This window comes from Streptomyces sp. HUAS ZL42 (assembly GCF_040782645.1).
Classification (GTDB): Bacteria; Actinomycetota; Actinomycetes; order Streptomycetales; family Streptomycetaceae; genus Streptomyces.
Genome location: NZ_CP160403.1, coordinates 4,692,315 through 4,710,873, shown reverse-complemented (window position 1 = coordinate 4,710,873; position 18,559 = coordinate 4,692,315). Strand labels below are relative to the sequence as shown.

The window sequence follows — 18,559 nt, the reverse complement described above, 5'->3', positions numbered from 1 at the left end:
GCGGAGAGGCTGAAACCGGTTTGAAGCCCTTCTGAACCGCCCCGGCCGCAAGCTCTGCGGCATGACCACAACGAACCACGAACTCGCGATCGCAGCCACCGGGCTGCGCAAGTCCTACGGCGACAAGACCGTCCTCGACGGCATCGACTTCCATGTGCCCGCCGGCACGATCTTCTCCCTCCTCGGGCCGAACGGCGCGGGCAAGACCACGGCGGTCAACATCCTGTCCACCCTGATCTCCGCCGACGGCGGACAGGCGCGGATCGCCGGACACGACCTCACCGCCGAGGCCCAGGCGGTAAGGGCGGCCATCGGGGTCACCGGCCAGTTCTCCGCCGTGGACGGACTGATCACCGGCGAGGAGAACATGCTCCTGATGGCCGACCTGCACCACCTCTCCCGTGGCGAGGGCCGACAGGCCACCGCCGAACTGCTGGAACGCTTCGACCTGGTGGAGGCCGCGAAGAAGCCCGCCTCCACCTACTCCGGCGGAATGAAGCGCCGCCTCGACATCGCCATGACCCTGGTCGGCAACCCGCGGATCATCTTCCTCGACGAGCCGACCACCGGCCTCGACCCGCGCTCCCGCCACACCATGTGGCAGATCATCCGTGAGCTGGTCTCCGGCGGTACGACCGTCTTCCTCACCACCCAGTACCTGGAGGAGGCCGACCAGCTCGCCGACCGTATCGCCGTGCTCAACGGCGGCAAGCTCGTCGCGCAGGGCAGCGCCGAGGAGCTCAAGCGGCTCGTCCCCGGCGGCCATGTGCGGCTGCGCTTCTCCGACCCGGTCGCCTACGAACAGGCAGCCACCGCACTGCGCGAAACCACCCGCGACGACCAGGCGCTCACCCTGCAGATCCCCAGCGACGGAACCCAGCGCGAGCTGCGCGCCATCCTCGACTGGCTCGACGCCGCCGGCATCGAATCCGACGAACTGTCCGTGCACACCCCGGACCTGGACGACGTGTTCTTCGCCCTGACCGGCAGCCCCGCCTCCGCCCAGTCCACCGACTCCACCGACTCCACCGACTCCACCGACTCCACCGACAAGGAGACCGTCCGATGAGCGCCGCCACCCACGCCGTCCGCGACAACCTCACCATGCTGCGGCGCAACCTCCTGCACGCCCGCCGCTACCCCTCCCTCACCCTGAACCTCCTGCTCACCCCGGTCATCCTGCTGCTGCTGTTCGTCTACGTCTTCGGCGGCGTGATGAGCGCCGGCATCACCGGCGGTCACGCGGACCGTGCCGACTACGTCGCCTACCTCGTCCCCGGCATTCTTCTCCTGACCGTGGCCATGACCTCGCTCGGCACCGCGGTGTCCGTGTGCAGCGACATGACCGAGGGCATCATGGCCCGGTTCCGCACCATGGCGATCTCCCGCGCCTCCGTGCTGATCGGCCATGTGATCGGCAGCGTGATCCAGACGTTGCTGGCTCTGGTGGTGGTCCTGGGCATCGGGCTGGCCATCGGCTTCCGGCCCGACGCGACGCCGGTGGAGTGGATCGCGGCGGCCGCTCTGCTGGCGGGGGTCAGCCTCGCGCTGACCTGGCTCGCGGTCGGCATCGGTCTGATCAGCCCCAACCCCGAGGGGGCCAGCAACATCGGGACGCCGCTGGTGATGCTGCCGTTCCTGTCCAGCGCGTTCGTGCCGGTGGACGCGATGCCGGGCTGGTTCCGCTGGTTCGCCGAGTACCAGCCGTTCACACCCGCCATCGAGACCCTGCGCGGACTGCTGCTGGGCAGCGGGATCGGCACCACGAGCGCGGTCCTGGCCGTCGCCTGGTGCCTGGGGCTTTCCCTGCTGGGCTACCTGTGGTCCAAGGCACAGTTCAACCGCGAACCGCGGCAGTGAGTTCGCGCAGGGCCGCCGCCCGCAGCTCCTCCCGCCCCAGGGCGGCGTACCTCGACCTCGCGTCGGCGTACGCCGCCCTGTCGGCGTTCTCGGCCGCCTGCCGGGACCGGGTCAAGGACAGAGTGGGGAACTCCCGCACCGCCGGCATCCGCTCCGCCAGCGCCACCAGCCGTACGGCCGCCGTGTCGCCCCCGGCCAGCCCGGCGAATCCGAGCGCCAGCAACACCGTGCCGTACACCGGCAGTTCCGCCGGAGAGCCGTCGCCCGAGGAGCCGGACAGCATCCCGAGCAGCCGTTCCCGCAGCTGCTCGGCCAGCCCGGCCACCGGCTCGAGCCGGCCGCACTGCGCGTGCGCCGCCAGCGCGGCCGACTGAATCTCCAGTGACCACGGATCCACGAACGGATCGTCGGCGTGCAGCAGGCTGCCCTCCCGTATCCGCTCCACCGCCTGGCGCCACAGCCCGAGCCCGACCTCGGTCAGCCCGCGGGCCAGCGCGATCTCCGCGCGGGCGGGCAGATCGGTGCCGAAGATCTCGGCGGACCCTGGCTGCTGCTCCAGGGCCGCGAGTCCCAGCCAGTACTCCGCCTCGTCGACCTCGCCGCGCTGCAGACACGCGAGCACCAGCCCCCAGCGGACGCCGATCGAGTCCGTCCAGCCGCCGACCTCGTCGAGCGCGCTCAGCGCGGCCCGCAGATGGTCGTACGCCTCCGCGCCGTGCGCGGACTTCAGGCACAACTCGCTGATCCGACCGTGACTGAGCAGCAGCATGGCCGGATTCCCGAGCGGCCCCAGCGCGTCGAGCATCAGGCGGGCGCACGCCAGCGCGCGCTCCGTCTCGTGCTCGGCTTCCCACACGTAACTGGCGACGCCCGCCGCCATGCCCGCCAGCATGGGCGCGTCGGCGTCGCAGAGTTCCTGCAGCCGCGTGTAGCGCGGCGGGTGCATCTCCGGGACGGCACACAGCACGATGGCCAGCGCCCGCCCCAGAGTGTCCGGCGGGGCGGGCGGCAGTCGGCGCAGTGTGACGAGATGGCGGGCCGCGTACGGGCCGCGGCCCATGAAGAGGCTGGCCGTGCACACCGTCGCCGCGCTGCGCGCCACCTCCACGTCCTCGGGGTTCTCGGGGCCGGGACGGAAATGGGACAGCGGCCCACCGGTCTCGTCGGCGAGGCCGGCGAGCCGGGCGTAGTCGGAGTCCGTGGCCCACAACGAGCCCAGCGCGGCGGTGAGAGCCGCGGTGGTGGGCCCGTCGGCGCGGACCAGCGCGTACCGCAGGGCCAAGACAAGGTTGTCCTGCTCGGCGCGGATGCGGATCCACGGGCGCCGCGGGTCGCCGCTGAACAGCACGTCGTGGTGCGCACGGCCGAAGTCCCCGGCCCAGGAGAGGAACCGGTCGGTGACGGCCTCCTCCTCGCCCGCTTCGGCGCGCCGGGCGGCACTGAACTCCCGCAGCGTCTCCAGCATGTGGAAGCGCACCCCGGAAGGGCTGTCGCCCACCTTGATCAGGGACTGGCCCGCCAGCTGCTCCAGCAGGCCCAGCGCGTCCACCGTTTCGCCGAGTACGCACTCCGCCGCGTCCTCGGTGAAACCCCCGGGGAACACCGACAGCGCGCGCAGCGCCGCCCGGCCGTCGGGCTCCAGCAGATTCCAGCTCCACTCGACCACCGCCTGCAGCGTGCGATGCCGCTGGGGTGCGTCACGAGCGCCGCCGCGCAGCAGTGCGAACCGGTCCCGCAGCCGCCGTGAGATGTCGGCCACGGAGAGCACCCGCACCCGGGCCGCGGCAAGCTCCACGGCGAGCGGCAGGCCGTCCAGGTGGCGGCAGATCTCGGCCACCCCGTCGGCGGGCAGGTCCACGCCGGGCCTGGCCGCCCGCGCCCGCTGCTCGAAGAGTTCGACCGACGTCGCCAGGGACAGCTCCGGCAGGGCGTACACCGACTCCGAGGTCAGCCCCAGCGGGGCCCGGCTGGTGGCCAGTACCCGCAGCTCCTTGGACCGCGACACCAGCGCCTGTACGAGATCGGCCGCGCCGGCGATCAGGTGCTCGCAGTTGTCCAGTACCAGCAGGGCGGGGCCCGGACCCAGCGCGCCGACGATGCGGCTCACGGCGTCCTTGTCCGTGCCGCCGGTGAACTGCCGGCCCTCCCCGGCGCCGACCGCCGACGCCACTTCACCGGCCACGTCGTCTTCGTCGGTGACACCGGCCAGGGTGACGAAGTGCACCACGGGCTGCGCGGCCGCCCGGCTCACCGCGTGGGACAGGCGGGTCTTGCCCAGCCCGCCGGGACCGACGACGGTGACCACCCGGGCCTCGCGCAGCAGCCCGGCCACTGCGGCGATGTCGTCGTCCCGCCCCAGCAGAGGGTTCGGCTCGTGCGTCACGCCGTGGCGGACCGGCGCCACATCCGCGTTCAGCAACTCCTGGTACAGGGACCGCAGTCCGGGCCCGGGATCGGTCCCCAGCTCCTCGCGCAGCCTGCGCCGATAGCCGTCGTACCGGGCCAGCGCCGCGGCCTGGCCCGTCGTGGCGGCCTCGCAGCGCAGCAGCTCCGCCAGCAGCTCCTCGTCCCGAGGCAGTTCCCGGGCCAGCTCGGCCAGCGGGGCCGTCGCCTCCTCCTTCCGCCCCACCCGGGCGAGTGCGAGCGCCCGCGAACGGACCAGCGAACGGCGCGCCCGGACCCGATCGGCCCGCAGCGCCAGCACCGGATCGTGCAGATCCTCTCCCGCCGCGGCCCCCACGCTTCCGTCCCACAGAGCCAAGCCCGCCTCGGCCTGCTCCAGCGAGCCCGCGTGATCGCCCGCCCTCGCGCGCTCGGCGCTCGCCGCCTCGTGCAGCAGCAGGGCGGAACTGTCGACCTGCGCCTCGTCCAGCGCCAGCCGGTACCCCGTCGGTGTGCTCACGATCAGGTCGGCACCGATGTGCGCCCTGAGCCGCGACACCAGGATCTGCACCGCCTTGCCCGGCCGCTCCGGCAGCTTGTCCGGCCACAGACCCTCCACCAGCCGACCCGTGCTGCAGCCGGCGCGCGGATCCACCGCGAGCAACGCCAACAGCCCGCGCAGCCGGGGCGCGGTGATCTCTCGCCCGCGACAGGCGACTCGGGACAGCAGGGCCAACTCGGTTGTCACGCCTGCAGATTAACCAGCAGGGAGCCGATCGCGCCCACGGGACCGGCACCCTTGCCCTCGCAGCTCGATGTACAGGGCGACCGTCAGCCGACCGGCACGGTCATGGCACGGATCTCGCTGTACGGCGAGTAGTTCCCGGCCGAGTCATAGGTACGGGCCCGGTACTCGTAGGTGCGCCCGTCGGAGGGCAGCGGGTCGCAGACGGTGGCCGTGGCGGTGGCGAGACGTGGGTCGAAGCCCTGGTGCAGGGCGACCGACCAGGCGTCCGTCCCGGCCTCGCGACGCTCGATCTCGAAGCCGGTGAAGTCGCGGATCGGGGCCGGCGTGCTGTCGCCGGCGGTCGCCTGGACGCCGCTCGCGCAGGTGCCCAGGGTCAGCTCGGGGGCGTAGTAGGGCGCGATGCCGTCGGGGACGGCGAGCCAAAGCTCATTGGTGGCGTAGGCGTCGAGCCAGTTCGGGTTGTAGGTGGTGGTGCCGCCGTCATTGGTGACGAGGACGCGGTAGTGGCGGGTCTCACCGTCGGCGGTGACGGGGCCGGTGGTCCAGGTGTTGCCCTTGGTGGTGCCGAGCGGGACCCAGACCCAGTAGCCGTCCACCTCGTCGTTGCTCAGGACCGTGTAGTGGTCGAAGTGCGGCTCGGTGTTGAGCGGCCAGTTCAGGGTGACCTTGCCGGTCGCCCTGTCGTACGTGCCCGTCAGGTCGGCCACCACGGGCAGCGGGCGCACGATGGTGTCCGTACTGCCCGACGAGGTGTTGCCCGCCTTGTCCTTGGCGCGGACCTCGTAGTAGTAGGGCGTGCGGTCGTCGGGGTTCACGAGGGGGTCGGTGAAGCTGCGGGCGGTGGTCGTAGTGACCTTCGTCCAGGTGCTGGAGCCGACGGGCCGCCGGTAGAGGGAGTAACTCGCCAGGTCCATCTCCTTGTTGGCGGACCAGGAGACGGTCGTCCTACGGGTCGTGGTGTTGTAGGCGGTCCTGACGCCGGTGGGGGCGAGCGGCTTGGTGTGGTCGACGGTGGCCGAAGTCCGGGGCGTGTACGTGAACTTGACCTTCGCGGCGCCGGTCCAGTTCACGTAGTCGACGCGGAGGGTGTGCTTGCCGGAGGGGATGGTGAGGCTGAGGCCGGTGGAGCGGGCGGTGTCACCGGTGCCGTACCACATGTCGATCTGGCGGTAGCCGTCCAGGTAGACACGGACCCCGTCGGTGGCGGAGACGGTGAACGTGAAGGGTCCGCCGGAGCCGAAGTCGCGGGTCACCGACCAGCGGACACCGAAGTTGTTCGACGGCACGCCGGAAACCGGGCTGCCGGACCAACTCTGGTCGATGCTGCTGTCGCAGTCGGTCCTCACCGGGGAGCCGGAGAAGGAAGTGTTCTTGTAGAACGTCCGCTTGTACACGTTGGTCGAGCAGGTGACGTCGGCGGCTGCTGCCTGCGGGACGGCGGCCAGCAGGCTGCCGAGGACAACGGCGGACATGACACCACCGGTCCGGGCAGCGAGGAGACTCTTCGGGGGCACGGGGGCCTTTCGCGCTGTGCGGGCAAGACGTACAGCGTGGAGACCCATGAGCTGGGAGGAAGGTTGCACGACGCGCCACCGCGGGGTGCGCCGGCTTTCCCCGCATGGGACGGTCTACGCGCCAGGAGCCCGGTACCGGACTTGCTCGGCTTTGCGCAGGGCCTCCAATGTTTCATCGACGGTCAGGAGAACAGTCGTCTCGAACGAGCTGAGCGCGCCGCCTCCACTGATCGCCAGGGAAACCGCGGCCATGGACACGTTGTCGGGAGCCTCCCACAGGTTGTAGCCGTCGTGCGTGCCGAAGGCATACCAGAACCCGTGGAGCTTCCCGCCCACGGACTCGATGTACGACTGAGCGGCCTTCGCGCGGTCCTCCGGGTGGCCGATCAGCCTCGCCCAGGTCTCCGGCGTGTAACTGAACCTCGACAGATAGAGCGGCATCGTGTTCTCCCTTTCCTTTCACCAAGGGATGCCCCGCGGGGTGGGAAACGCGCCGGAGGTGGCCCGTGTGTCCCCCGAACGGCCGGGGACGGCCATGGCCGGCGGGTGAGCGACCCGACCGGGCGGCGTGGACCGGCTTTGGCAACGTGTCGCCTGATCGAGGCGGCGGCCGAGCGCGGCTGGTGCGATCACGAGGACGTCCGAGAGGCACCGTGGATGCAGCCGCCGTGGTCCCGGACCAGTCGTCATGCATGCGCGGTCGAAGCCCTTCAACTGGCCATTTCGAGCGCTGGTTGGCCGGAGAACGGCGGCCGGTTCGGCACGGATATCAACCGCCGCCAGTCGCGGGACACCTCGTCGAGGCGGCTGAGTTCCTTGTCGGCGGAGCGGAGGTTCAACGCTCCGGTGGGTTCTGTGGCCTGATGAGGCTTCGAGGCGCCGGGCAGGAGCTGCAGGAAGCGGACCGCGTCGCAGGCGACGCACGAGGCGAGGGCGGCGACGAACAGCTCCACCGGTGTGGGGCCGTCGTTGTCTCCGCCGGCCCCGACGGGCTGGTCGACGGTGAGTTCGGGGTCACGTACGGACAGGGCGAAGGCTCGGTCGGCGACGTGGATGACCTCGATCCGCCCCGGGCTCGGCAATCGCCCGGTCAGGTCCGGGGCCGGCTGGTCGTGGTGAGCCAGGACAGGGCGCGGGTGATGTCGGCGAGGGTGACGATGCCGATCAGGTGATCGTCGTCGAGGACGAGGGCCCGGCGGTCCCGGCTCGCCTCCAGGCGTGGCAGCAGGTCCACGACCAGGTCGTCGGGGCCTGCCGTGGGCACGTCCGGCAGCGGGCGCATCACGTCGCCGATCGTGGTGGTGGAACGCGCCCGGAAGGGGGTGTGGTTGATGAGGCGGACAGTGACCAGACCGGCTGCCGTGCCGTCCGGGCCGACAGCGGGGAAGGCGGAGTGGCGGTAGTGGCCGAAGGGGCCCTCGGCCAGGAAGGCCGCGAGGGTCGTGGTGGTCGGGACGGTGACCGGGTCGCGGGTCATGACACGGCTTACGGGGATGTCGTCCAGGACACCGCGCAGCTCGGCCTGGCGCTCCTCGCCGGTCGCGGTGGCGATCAGGAACCAGCCGATCAGGGCGGGCCACAGTCCGGACAGGTCACCGACGAGGAACGTCGCCGCGAACCCGGTCACGATCATGAACCAGCCGAGCATGCGGCCCGCGGCTGTGGCCCCGCGGGTGGCTCGCAGCGGATCGCCGGTGCGGTGCCAGATGTACGCGCGCAGGAGGCGTCCGCCGTCCAGCGGGGCCGCGGGTATGGAGTTGAAGACGGCCAGCACGATGTTGATGCCGGCCAGCCAGGCGACCGCCTCGACGACGAGCCCCGAGGCGTGCAGGATGTCCAGCCACACGGCCAGGCCCAGGAACGCCCCGCCCGCGGCGGCACTCGTCAGCGGTCCCACCGCCGCGATGCGCAGTTCCGCGCCGGGCGTACGCGCCTCGCTGTGCAGTCGGGCGACACCGCCGAGCATCCACAGCGTGATGCCGTCGACCTCGACGCCGTTGCGGCGGGCGACGACGGCGTGCGCGAGTTCGTGGGCCAGCAGCGAGGCCAGGAACACGACGGCCGCGAGCAGCGCCAGTGCCCAGTATTCCCAGGTGGAGTGACCGGGGTGGACGTCCGGGAAGCGGCCTTCGGCGAGCATGACGGTCACCAGACCGACGATGACCAGCACGCTCCAGTTGAGGCCGACGCGGACACCGGCGATCCGGCCCAGGGACAACGTCTCCTTCATCGGGCTCACCTACTCGGGGCGCTCGGCCCGGGGGCCCGTGGTCCCGTCCCGCCGGGTGCGGGGCCGAGCGCCTTCCCTCCCTGACGGCCATCGGTGCACGGCGCATCCCCGCTTTGTGCGCCGCACTCTCATCGTCGGACGCGGCAGACGGCGGGGGGTTGGGCCACTCGGCCCTTGTCGGGGGGACGACCGGCTGCCACAGGTCCGGTCATCGGCCGTGTCCGCCGACAGCGGCAGTGGTCATGCCGCCCGGCTGTGGGGCCCGCCCTCCGTCGGCCGGGAGAGGGGTGGCTGGTGAACCAGTCGCGGGCCGGCTGGGCGAGGGTGGGACGGACGCCGGGCTCCTCGAAGAGATGGGTGGCACCGGGGACGACGGCGAGCCGGTGCTCGCAGTGCAACCGGTCGGCGGCGAGCCGGTTGAGGCTGAGCACCCGGGTGTCGCGGCTGCCGACGGCGCGGATGCCGGCGTCCGGCGCCGCGGCCGCCCCGGTGCCGGCCCCGAAGTGGGCCACGGGCAGGGCGGGTTCGCGGTGCAGCCAGCCGGTGGCGGCCTGCAGACGCCGGGCGGGCAGGAGGACGTCGAAGACATTGGTGCGTGTGTGTTCCTCGTCCCCGGTGAGCAGGTCGAGCAGCGGTTGCGGGGGCTGTGCCGGCTGCTGCCGCCGCCGCTGCCGTGCGCGAACGCCGCCGCCGCTGCCGTGCGCGAACGCCACCACCGCTGCCGTGCGCGAACGCCACCACCGCTGCCGTGCGCGAACGCCACCACCGCCCGGGCGGCGTCCGGGAGCACGAGCCAACTACTCCCGAAACGGGATGACTTGCTGCAGGACAAAGCAAGGAGGAGACTGGTTAATGCAAGGTTCCCTGCGTTTGGGGAGGCGAGGGAGATGCTGTTCCCCGACGGCTTCTGGACACTGTTCACTCTGATCGTCCTGGCCGGAATGGCCGCGACGACAGCTGCCGCCGTACTGATCTCGGCGATCACGTCCCGGCACACCGCCACGCACCGTCCGGGAGCCAACGCGACGGCGGAAGTCCCACGGCTTCCGCATCGCTCCCGGGCCGGCTACCCGAAGGCGAGCTGAACCCGGCAACCCGCACGGCCGGAACCGGCTGCCCTGTCCTGCGCTACGTTGGCACGGTGCCGGCCCGCAGCCATCCGCCCGTACGCCGACCAGGCGGCCGCAGCACCCGCGTACGCGCCGCGGTGCTGGCCGCGACGGTGGACGTGCTGCTCGACGGAGGGCTGGAGACCTTCTCCATCGGGGAGGTCGCCCGCCGCGCCGGAGTGCACGAGACCTCGATCTACCGAAGGTGGGGGACCAGGGCCGCCCTGGCCCTCGACGCCGTACTCGACAGGACCGGGACGGAGATCCCGGTCCCGGACACGGGCTCCCTGCGCGGGGACCTGAGCGCGTTGCTGCACGGGGCCGCCGCGTTCGTGCGGACCCCCCTCGGCGCACTGCTGGTGAGGATGGCGCTGCGGGAGGACATGGCCGAGTACGAGGATGCTCGCGAGCAGTTCTGGAATCACCGTTTCGCGGCAGGATCCGCGGTGCTCGCCCGCGCCGAGCAGCGGGGCGAGCTGCACCCCGGCATCGACCACCGCCTCGTGTTCGAAGCGCTCATGGGCCCGCTTCACATGCGGCTGCTGCTGACCCGGGAGCCGCTCGAGGACACCTTTCTGGACGGCGTGGTCGACCTGGTCCTCGACGGCATCGCATCGCACGGCCGGCGCGCCGCGGCCCCCAGCGGCTCAGGGCGTGTCAGCGGGCGGCGATCGGCTGACGCAGGGCGGTCCTGAGCCGCTCGGGCGCCGTACGCCGCGGATCGCCCAGGTAGATCTCGTGATGTTTCCCGGACAGCGCGTAGCCCTGTTCGGCGATGAAGGCGTGCAGGGCCGCGATCGTGGGCCCCTCGGCCGCGTACGGGCCGATGTGCATGACCTGCGCCACGAGCCCTTCGGCGAACGGCTCGAACCGGAGCCGGGGCAGGGCCTCGGCCTTCTTGAGGTGCTTGGGGTCGGCGAGCGCGCGCGTGACGAGGTCGGCCGTGACGGCCGGCGGTTGGGCGATCATCATCGTCCACTGCCAGTCCTGCTTGCGGTCCACGGAGAACTCGGCCATGTCCGGCGTCCACCACAGTCCCTCCAGGGGCATGACCTTGTAGTCGAACCCGGACGGGCCGCGCTTCACCGCGAACTTCAGGGCGTACGACGCCGTGTACAGCGCCTCGACGGCCGCCCGGTAGTCGGGGGACGTGTTGGGGTCACCCGTGCCGTCGATCATCAGGAAGTTCTGCTCGGGAATCTCCGCGAGCACGGGCTTGCCGACTGGCGGCCGGTAGATGTCCTTGAGGTCCTTGAGAAGATCCAGTGCGGGCATGCGGGTCTCCTTGTGGTGACGATCAGTGCTCCGGCGGGTCAACCGGAGCACTGGACTCGGCGGGCGGCCTGGACGGCAGGGCCACGAACGCCAGTACGGCTCCGCCCACGGCGACCGCGGCACCCACGGTCAGCCCGAGGCCCATGCCGCTGACGAACGCAGAGCGGGCCAGGTCCGCGAGCAGGCGGCCCGATGTGCCGCCCACCCGGGCGGCCAGTTCGAGGGCGCCGCCGAGGGAGCCGAGGACGGTGTCCGACAGGCTGTCCGGCAGATCGTACGGGGCCAACGGCGGGCCCATGCGGTCCTGGTAACGAGTCGTCAGCAGGCTGCCGACGACCGCGACACCGAGTGCCCCGCCCAGTTGGACGGAGACACCGTTCGACGCCGAGCCGACACCTGTGTCCCCGGGCGGCAGCGTGCCCATCAGGGAGTCGAGTGCGGCCGGGACGACCAGTCCGGCGCCGAGTCCGAGCAGCAGCATGCCGGCGATCACGTCCCCGTACACCGCGGAGACGTCCGCGCGGGACAGTTGCCACAGCCCGCCCGCGACGACCAGCAGGCCCGTGCCGACGACCACCTTGGTGCCCGCCGCGCGCACCAGCAGGGGCGACAGCGGGGCCACCAGTGCGAGCAGTCCGGCCACCGGCAGGATGCGCGCGCCGGTGGCCAGGGCGCTGTATCCGAGGCTGAACTGCAGGTACTGGGTCAGCACGAACAGGGCGCCGAACAACCCGAACATCGCCAGGGCCACGGAGGACGTGGCGAACGAGAAGCGCCGGTTGTCGAAGAAGCCGAGGTTCAGCATCGGGTGGGAGGTGGTTCGCTCCCACAGCGCGAAGCACGCCAGCACCGCCAGTCCCGCCCCGCCCGCGCCGAGCACGATCCCCGACGTCCAGCCGCGTACCGGTGCCTCGATGATCGACCAGAGGAGCAGCCCCAGGCCCGCGATCGACAGGACCGACCCGAGTGGGTCGGGCCGCAGCGCGGCCGCGTTGCGGGACTCCGGCACCAGCAGCCGCGCGCAGACCAGGCCGGCGAGGGCGAAGGGGATGTTGACCCAGAAGACCGATCCCCACCAGAAGTGCTCCAGCAGCAGCCCGCCCGCCACCGGGCCGATGGCGATGCCGAGCCCGCTGGTGGCCGCCCACACGCCGATCGCCCGGCGCCGTTCGCCGGGGTCGCGGAACACGTCGGTGATGATCGACAGGGTGGCCGGCATCATCATCGCCGCGCCCACACCCATACCGGCGCGCGCCGCGATGAGCATGCCCACGGAGCCGGAGTACGCGGCCCACGCCGACGTGGCCCCGAACACGGCGAGCCCGCTCGTGAAGACGCGCCGCCGGCCGAACCGGTCGGCGCCGCTGCCCGCGACGAGCATCAGCCCGGCGAATGCCAGCGCGTAGGCGTCCACGATCCACTGCAACTGGGTCGTCGTCGCGCCGAGTTCCTTCACGAGGGTGGGCAGCGCGACGTTCAGGATGGTGTTGTCCAGGGTCACGATCAGAAGGGACACGCAGAGCACGGCCAGGGTCACCCAGCGGCCTGCCGCGCGGCGGCCCTCGGGCCCCGCGATCCGCGGTGGCGTGACTCGTGGATGTGGCGTGCTTCGTGGGTTCCTCATGACTCCATGCAGCGCCGCGCGGGTCCCGGCGGACAGGGCCCGAAGGTCCCTGGGGATGGCCGAGTGGCCGCGCACGGGCTTGTGGTGGGCTCGCCCGCGCACCGGCATGCAGCGTGACTGCAGCGCCGTGCGCCCTGGCCTCGTCGTCGGCCAAGGGAGCTGAGAGCCATGCCTCCATCCGTGACCTTGCGCGGTTTGCGTGTTTCCGCCACGCCGACATCTGGCGAAGGTGGCGACCAGGGAGAGCGGAAGCCGGCAGAGCGGTACGGGATGCACGGCGACCGAAGCGCGTCCGGACGGGATGGGGCGCGGCCGAGCGTGCTGAGCAGCACAACGACGAGCCCGCATGGCCCGGTCCAGCCACGGCGGCCCGCAGACCCCGTACGCGACTGAGTTCTCGTTCTCAAGGTGGTCACAGCGCGACATGCGGGGCCGCACCCTCATCGGTGCGGCCCCGCGTTGTCAGTGGTCCCGTTCCGGACCCGCTGTCAGCGGCCCCGTTCCGGACCGTGCCTGCTGCTCACAGTCCTCCGGTGTACTCGAAGATGTAGAGCCCGTGGTCGCGGTCGGAGGCGGCGACGTACTCCTTGCCGCCGGACTCGAAGACCTGGGCGCCCCAGAAGTTGTTGCCGCCTGCGTCGATGTAGTGACCAACCTCGACGATCTCGTCGTCGACGATCTTCGCGACCCGCAGACCGGCCGCGTAGTACGAGAAGTAGAGCAGGTCGCTCCGCTTCTCGGAGGCGGCCACCTCGTGGATGGACAGGTCACCGAATCCGGTCGCGTGGGCCGGGTCGTGCGCCTCGGGAACCGCGTACGTGTCCAACTCGGTGAACTTGCCGCTCTCGTTGCGGTAGAGGTGCGCGTAGCCCCAGCCGTCGAAGTACGAGGAGAAGGTCAGCCGGTCGCCCTTGGTGCCGAGCGGCACGGGCAGTTGCGCCGGACCGGTTCCAGCCATGCAGGCCGCGTCGTCGTAGGGCTGTCCGAAGATGGCGAAGCCCTGGCCGCGCGGAGCGACGCCGAACGTCGGGATGTCGCCCTCGACGCTCATGCCGAGCGTCTGGTCGCAGGCGTCCGTGCCGGTGCGGTTGAAGACGAGCACGGCGTCGTAGCCGCCCGCGGCGATGACGCCTGCGACCTTCTCCGTGAAGGTACACACGCCGCGCTCGACGACGGCGATGTCCACGGCGTTCGGGTCACCGGCGGGAACCGCCGGGTCACCCGGGCAGGCACGGCCCACGAACACGGAGTCGCCCGTGATGGTCTGGCCCTCCTCCAGGCGCTTGGTGTTGCTGCCCTGGCTCGCCGTGAGTGCGGTGTCGTCGGTGAGGTTGCGGGCGCTGAGCGCGTACGGCCCGAAGTCCTCGTCGGCGCCGACGATGTACTTGTTGTCGCCCGTGAACTCCGCCTGGTGGGCGTTGCCTTCGGGCGCCACCCGGAATCCGCTCTCCAGCGCCTCGGGGTCGAGCGCGGCGAAGTCGCTGTCGCCGAGGTAGGCGGCCTTGGTCGGGTCGGTCACGTCGAGGGTGACGTACCCGCCGTCCCAGTAGGAGGCGAGCATGATCTGCCGACCGCCGATCTCCTTGACGACCATGTCGTGCAGGAAGATCTCGCTGAGGTTGGCCGGGGCGTCCTGGACGATCTGCGGGAAGGTTTCGTCGAGGTCGTACTCGGCGATGACCTTGGCCTTCTTGGGGTTGGTGATGTCGACGATGTCGACGTCCGGGCCCTCTTCGTTGTCGACGATCACCGCGTACGCCTTGTCGCCCGCGTCCCAGGCGAAGACGCTGTGGATGTCGTTGGCGTCCTTCTTTCCCTGGCCCATGACCGTGTGGTCGCCGACGCCCTCGGCGAGCGGGGTCGGATGCGCCGGGTCGGTCACGTCGTAGAGGTTCATTCCGCCGAAGCCGGCGTTCTCCTTGCACTTCTCGTTGTTGCTGACCAGCAAATCGCCGTTGAAGTACGGAGTGTCGATGTGCAGGGCCTGGATGCCCTCGCCGGGGTAACTGCCCTCCTTCGCCTGGATGAAGGCGACCTCCTTGGGCGTGGCGGGCTTGCGGATGTCCACCACGTGCACGCCGTTGTACTTGCAGGTGGCGCCGCCCCAGGCGGCGAGGTAGGAATACCCCTTGAAGACGCCGACGTCGGCGATCTTCTCGGGTTCGACGTTCTTCAGGCCGAGTTTGCTGACGAGCCGGACGTTCTCGCTTCCGGCGGGGAGATGGCCCTCGTCACCACCGTGCTGTTGGCTGTGGTGATCGTGTGTGGCCCCGGCGTTGTCGATACCGCCGTCGTCGGCGGAGACACCGTCATGTGCGTGGGCGACACCGGCGAACGCACCGGCGACGAGTCCAACGGCGGCGAGACAGCCCACGATGCGTACGCGGAGCCTCGCTCTGCCCATGGCTCTTCCCATGGCTCTCCTTGGTCTGAGAGTGAAGAAGGCACGGGGGGCAGCCAGGGGAACGTACTCTGTGGAAGCCCTGTGAGGAAAGGGTTGCGGAACCGCTTTGACGTGATCGATCTCGCGTGGGCCGAGGGCGACGGCTGTCGCTGCGGCCGGAGCGGGCGGCGGGGCGGCCGACCACCGAGGAGTCGAGCTGGGTGACTCCCGCGTGCGCCGGGCGGATTGCGTGCGCGAGTTCCTCGGCCGGCAGGTCCTTGAGCAGACAGCCCCTTCCGCCCGCCCGCAGCGCCTGACGACGTCCCCCTCGTCATCAAATGTCACGGTCGCTTCATGAGCGGGAACGTCGGTGCCGCCGCCCACCCGTCGCTGCCTGCCAAGGGCGCCTACATCGACGACTCGATCAAGGTCACGTACGGCAGCAGTCGATGAGCGACGCCACCAACAGGTGACACCTGAGCGCCCGTTCGACGAACGGCACCTCACGGACCCGGAAGGCGGGCAACCCGCCGTCCGCCATGGCGTTCCTCCTGGCGGCGGGGCTGTACCGGCTGTCGGGAAGCGTCGGGTGCGGCTTGCGGTCATGGAGGGGCTGTTCGGCCCATATTCCACGCCGGTACCGGGTCCTATCTTTTCGGCCAGTCGAACACACAGGAAACCCACAGGGAGGTGGGGGATGAGCTTCACGAACCGCGAGGTGTGGGGGCTGATCCACGGCATGGTCCTGGGGGTGGTGTTCCTGCTGGCGTTCGCCGGCGGGCTGGCCGACCTCTACGGGCTACGGGCGGCGCTGGTCACCGGCACCGGGATCGTCGAGCGGATGCGCCGGCTGAAGGTCGGCGTGACGGCGATGGCGGTGGCCGCCTGGGGAACGGTGATCACCGGTACCTGGGTCGTCTACCCGTGGTACCGGGAGAAGACCCCGGGCAGCCCCAAGTCGCAGCTGCTGGCCGATCCGGGCACCGCGGACTGGCACGACTTCGGCATGGAGTGGAAGGAACACATCGCCTGGATCAGTCCGATCCTGGCCACCGTGGTCGCCTTCATCGTCCTCTATTACGGCAACACGCTCATCCGTCATGAGCGGGTACGGCGCACCACCCTGTTGCTGTTCGTGCTCGCCTTCGCCTTCGCCGCGATCGCCGGGGCGTTCGGCGCCTTCATCACCAAGGTCGCACCGGTCGAGTAGACGGAGAGGGAGTGAGCGACATGACCCAGCACGAGGAACACGCGTCGCACGTCGACGAGGGGCACGGTCCGGGCCCCACGGCGGAGAACACCCCGGTGGACGGCGACCGGCCGGAAGGGGCGATCTCGGCCGCGATCATCGCAGCCGGCGCGGGTGCGGCGGCTCTGGGGCTGTTCACGACGCTGGCGGAGGCCAGCAAGGACGTGGCGGACTGGTTGCAGTGGAGCGAGCGGGTCGGCCCGCTGTCGGGCAAGACCGTCATGGCAGTGGTCGTCTGGCTGGTGTCCTGGGCGGTGCTCCACCTCGCCCTCAGGAACAAGGAACACGAGACCGGGCGTGCTCTGACGGTGGCGCTGGTGCTGCTCGGGCTCGGCGTCCTGGGCACCTTCCCGACGTTCTTCCAGCTGTTCGCACCCGAGTAGGCGGGCCGACGACCCCCGGCAGCATGCAAAGGAGCTGTACCGCCGAGCCAAATATCGGGTGACGATATCGTCTACCGATATGATGGGGGGCCGCGAGCTTCGGGGAGGCGTGATGGAACCGGACGGCGGCGGCTTCGTCTTCGACGGGGTCGTGGTGGAGCGCGGTGGCGTGCGCGCCCTGGACGGGTTCTCGGCGGAGATCCCCGGACAGGGCGTGACCGCGGTGTTCGGGCCGTCCGGGTCCGGCAAGTCCACGCTGCTGAGGCTGTGCAACCGCCTGGAGGTACCGGCAGAGGGCCGGGTGTCGTTCCGGGGAGACGACCTCGCCGGCCTCGATCCGCTGCGGCTGCGCAGACGGGTGGGCATGGTCTTCCAGCGGCCCACGCCGTTCCCCGGCAGCGTCGAGGACAACCTGCGCGCCGCCGTGCCGGACGCGGATGGGGCCGGGATGGAGAAGGCCCTGGCCGGTGCCGCGCTGGACGGCTCGTGGCTGGGGCGGGACGTGACCGAGCTGTCCGGCGGCGAGGCCCAGCGGGTGTGCATGGCCCGCACGCTCATCACGCAGCCGGAGGCGCTGCTGCTGGACGAGCCCACCTCCGCGTTGGACGCGTCCGCCACCGACGCGCTCGAACAGGCCGTACGCCGTCTCGTGGAGGGCGGCCTGACCGCGCTGTGGGTCACCCACGACATGGCCCAGGTACGGCGGATCGCGGACCGGGTCCTGCACATCGAGCACGGCCGGTGCGTCGGCATCGAACCGGTCGCCCGCCCGTCGCGGGTGGAGGAGGTGACGCCGTGAACGACATGGTGAGCATGGGCGGTCTCGCCGTCTCGCTCGCGCTCGTGGCGGTCGCGGCGATGGTCTCGCTGTGGCAACGGCTGGGCCTGGAGCGGCAGGTGGTCTGGGCCGCGGCTCGGGCCCTGGTCCAACTCCTGCTGGTGGGCGCGGCGTTGGCGCTGCTGGTCGAGCCCGGTCGGTCGCTGTGGTGGTCCGTGCTGTGGGTGGTCGCCGTGGTTGCCTACGCCGGTGACGTCGCCCGGCGGCGGGCTGCCGAGGTGCCGCGGATCGCGCCGCTGGTCGTCGCCGCGTTCGCGGCCGCCGCGGCCATCACCCTCGGCGTGGTGTTCGGGCTCGGAGTGCTGCCCCTCGAAGCACGCACCCTGGTTCCGGTGGCCGGGATGATGGTCGGCAACTCCATGACCGCCACCGTGCTCGCAGCCCGCCGCCTGGTGGAGGAGCTGCGCGACAAGCGGGACGAGGTCGAGGCCCGGCTCGCTCTCGGGCAGCCGTCCCGGCAGGCGGCCACTCCCTATGTACGGGCCGCGCTTCGCTCGGCGCTCTCCCCGCAGATCGAGACGACCAAGGCCACCGGTCTGGTCTTCCTCCCGGGCGCGATGACCGGCCTGATCCTCGCTGGTGTCTCTCCCGTCCAGGCCGTGCTGGTGCAGGCCGTGGTGATGTTCCTCGTCCTCGCCTCGGTGGCTACGACCACGGTGGTGGTGGCCCTCGGCCTGGTCCACCGCCTGTTCACCGCCGACCACCGGCTGCTGCCGCTGCCCCGCCCGGCGGACTCGACGTCCTGACCTTGAGGAAGACCGGCGGGCGCAGCAGGGACCATCCCCCGTTCCTGATGGTGATCGGAGGGGGCCCGAGGCTCGACCGGATCCGGTCGAATGCCGGGGTGCAGGCGTCATTCAACGGCGCCGGCCCCACGGTGATCGGTGCGATCGCCGGGGCGGCGATCCAGCTGGTGCCGGCCCTGGAGAACGGGTGGCAGTGCGCTGTACTGGCCGCCGCCGCT

At 71.1% G+C, this 18,559-nt stretch carries 17 protein-coding genes; 8 read left to right on the top strand and 9 right to left on the bottom strand.

What is annotated here, in order from left to right; translation table 11 throughout:
* Window positions 1–61 precede the first annotated feature (61 nt).
* Together ABZO29_RS21615 and ABZO29_RS21610 are read left to right on the top strand one after the other, a co-directional pair.
* Window positions 62–1,069 carry an ATP-binding cassette domain-containing protein gene (locus ABZO29_RS21615; protein ID WP_367321840.1) on the top strand — a complete coding sequence of 336 codons (1,008 nt, stop codon included), beginning with the start codon at window positions 62–64 and terminating at the stop codon, window positions 1,067–1,069.
* Window positions 1,066–1,860, top strand: coding sequence for an ABC transporter permease (locus ABZO29_RS21610; RefSeq protein ID WP_367321839.1), 795 nt, complete (start codon window positions 1,066–1,068; stop codon window positions 1,858–1,860). The genes ABZO29_RS21615 and ABZO29_RS21610 overlap by 4 nt, the downstream gene beginning before the upstream one ends.
* Here the strand turns inward: ABZO29_RS21610 and ABZO29_RS21605 are convergent.
* From ABZO29_RS21605 to ABZO29_RS21580, 6 genes are all read right to left on the bottom strand, one after another.
* Window positions 1,838–4,990, bottom strand: coding sequence for a BTAD domain-containing putative transcriptional regulator (locus ABZO29_RS21605; RefSeq protein ID WP_367321838.1), 3,153 nt, complete (start codon window positions 4,988–4,990; stop codon window positions 1,838–1,840). The two genes, ABZO29_RS21610 and ABZO29_RS21605, sit on opposite strands and share 23 nt — an antisense overlap.
* Before the next feature lie 83 nt (window positions 4,991–5,073).
* Window positions 5,074–6,462 (bottom strand): PA14 domain-containing protein, encoded by a 1,389-nt coding sequence (locus ABZO29_RS21600; protein ID WP_367321837.1) that lies wholly within the window; start codon window positions 6,460–6,462, stop codon window positions 5,074–5,076.
* Between the two features lie 156 nt (window positions 6,463–6,618).
* On the bottom strand, window positions 6,619–6,945 hold the full coding sequence (locus tag ABZO29_RS21595) for a GYD domain-containing protein (RefSeq protein WP_367321836.1): 327 nt from the start codon (window positions 6,943–6,945) through the stop codon (window positions 6,619–6,621).
* A 269-nt stretch (window positions 6,946–7,214) separates the two neighbouring features.
* On the bottom strand, window positions 7,215–7,586 hold the full coding sequence (locus ABZO29_RS21590; protein ID WP_367321835.1) for an OsmC family protein: 372 nt from the start codon (window positions 7,584–7,586) through the stop codon (window positions 7,215–7,217).
* Between the two features lie 8 nt (window positions 7,587–7,594).
* Window positions 7,595–8,734: a site-2 protease family protein gene (locus tag ABZO29_RS21585; protein ID WP_367321834.1), complete on the bottom strand. Its 1,140-nt coding sequence runs from the start codon at window positions 8,732–8,734 to the stop codon at window positions 7,595–7,597.
* 128 nt (window positions 8,735–8,862) lie between these two features.
* Window positions 8,863–9,447: a hypothetical protein gene (locus tag ABZO29_RS21580; protein ID WP_367321833.1), complete on the bottom strand. Its 585-nt coding sequence runs from the start codon at window positions 9,445–9,447 to the stop codon at window positions 8,863–8,865.
* 174 nt (window positions 9,448–9,621) lie between these two features.
* Between ABZO29_RS21580 and ABZO29_RS21575 the strand changes: the two genes are divergently transcribed.
* Both ABZO29_RS21575 and ABZO29_RS21570 read left to right on the top strand, forming a co-directional pair.
* The gene (locus ABZO29_RS21575; RefSeq protein WP_367321832.1) at window positions 9,622–9,819 is read left to right on the top strand and encodes a hypothetical protein; all 198 of its coding nucleotides are present in this window, start codon (window positions 9,622–9,624) and stop codon (window positions 9,817–9,819) included.
* Between the two features lie 56 nt (window positions 9,820–9,875).
* The gene (locus tag ABZO29_RS21570; RefSeq protein WP_367321831.1) at window positions 9,876–10,538 is read left to right on the top strand and encodes a TetR/AcrR family transcriptional regulator; all 663 of its coding nucleotides are present in this window, start codon (window positions 9,876–9,878) and stop codon (window positions 10,536–10,538) included.
* On the opposite strand, the gene ABZO29_RS21565 is transcribed toward ABZO29_RS21570, so the two are convergent.
* The 3 genes from ABZO29_RS21565 to ABZO29_RS21555 all read right to left on the bottom strand — a co-directional run bounded on the left by ABZO29_RS21565 (window position 10,501) and on the right by ABZO29_RS21555 (window position 15,158).
* The gene (locus ABZO29_RS21565; RefSeq protein WP_367321830.1) at window positions 10,501–11,118 is read right to left on the bottom strand and encodes a GyrI-like domain-containing protein; all 618 of its coding nucleotides are present in this window, start codon (window positions 11,116–11,118) and stop codon (window positions 10,501–10,503) included. The two genes, ABZO29_RS21570 and ABZO29_RS21565, sit on opposite strands and share 38 nt — an antisense overlap.
* Window positions 11,119–11,140: 22 nt before the next feature.
* Complete coding sequence (locus ABZO29_RS21560; protein ID WP_367321829.1) at window positions 11,141–12,742, bottom strand: MFS transporter; 1,602 nt, start codon at window positions 12,740–12,742, stop codon at window positions 11,141–11,143.
* 520 nt (window positions 12,743–13,262) lie between these two features.
* Window positions 13,263–15,158 (bottom strand): PA domain-containing protein, encoded by a 1,896-nt coding sequence (locus ABZO29_RS21555; RefSeq protein WP_367321828.1) that lies wholly within the window; start codon window positions 15,156–15,158, stop codon window positions 13,263–13,265.
* 664 nt (window positions 15,159–15,822) lie between these two features.
* Here ABZO29_RS21555 and ABZO29_RS21550 point away from each other — a divergent pair.
* The 4 genes from ABZO29_RS21550 to fetB all read left to right on the top strand — a co-directional run bounded on the left by ABZO29_RS21550 (window position 15,823) and on the right by fetB (window position 18,341).
* Window positions 15,823–16,335: a hypothetical protein gene (locus tag ABZO29_RS21550; RefSeq protein ID WP_367321827.1), complete on the top strand. Its 513-nt coding sequence runs from the start codon at window positions 15,823–15,825 to the stop codon at window positions 16,333–16,335.
* Window positions 16,336–16,355: 20 nt separating this feature from the next.
* On the top strand, window positions 16,356–16,757 hold the full coding sequence (locus tag ABZO29_RS21545) for a hypothetical protein (RefSeq protein WP_367321826.1): 402 nt from the start codon (window positions 16,356–16,358) through the stop codon (window positions 16,755–16,757).
* Between the two features lie 112 nt (window positions 16,758–16,869).
* Complete coding sequence (locus ABZO29_RS21540; protein WP_367321825.1) at window positions 16,870–17,556, top strand: phosphate ABC transporter ATP-binding protein; 687 nt, start codon at window positions 16,870–16,872, stop codon at window positions 17,554–17,556.
* A 5-nt stretch (window positions 17,557–17,561) separates the two neighbouring features.
* A complete protein-coding gene (gene fetB / locus ABZO29_RS21535) occupies window positions 17,562–18,341 on the top strand; it encodes an iron export ABC transporter permease subunit FetB (RefSeq protein ID WP_367326190.1) in 780 nt (259 codons plus the stop codon).
* The last annotated feature ends 218 nt before the right edge of the window (window positions 18,342–18,559 follow it).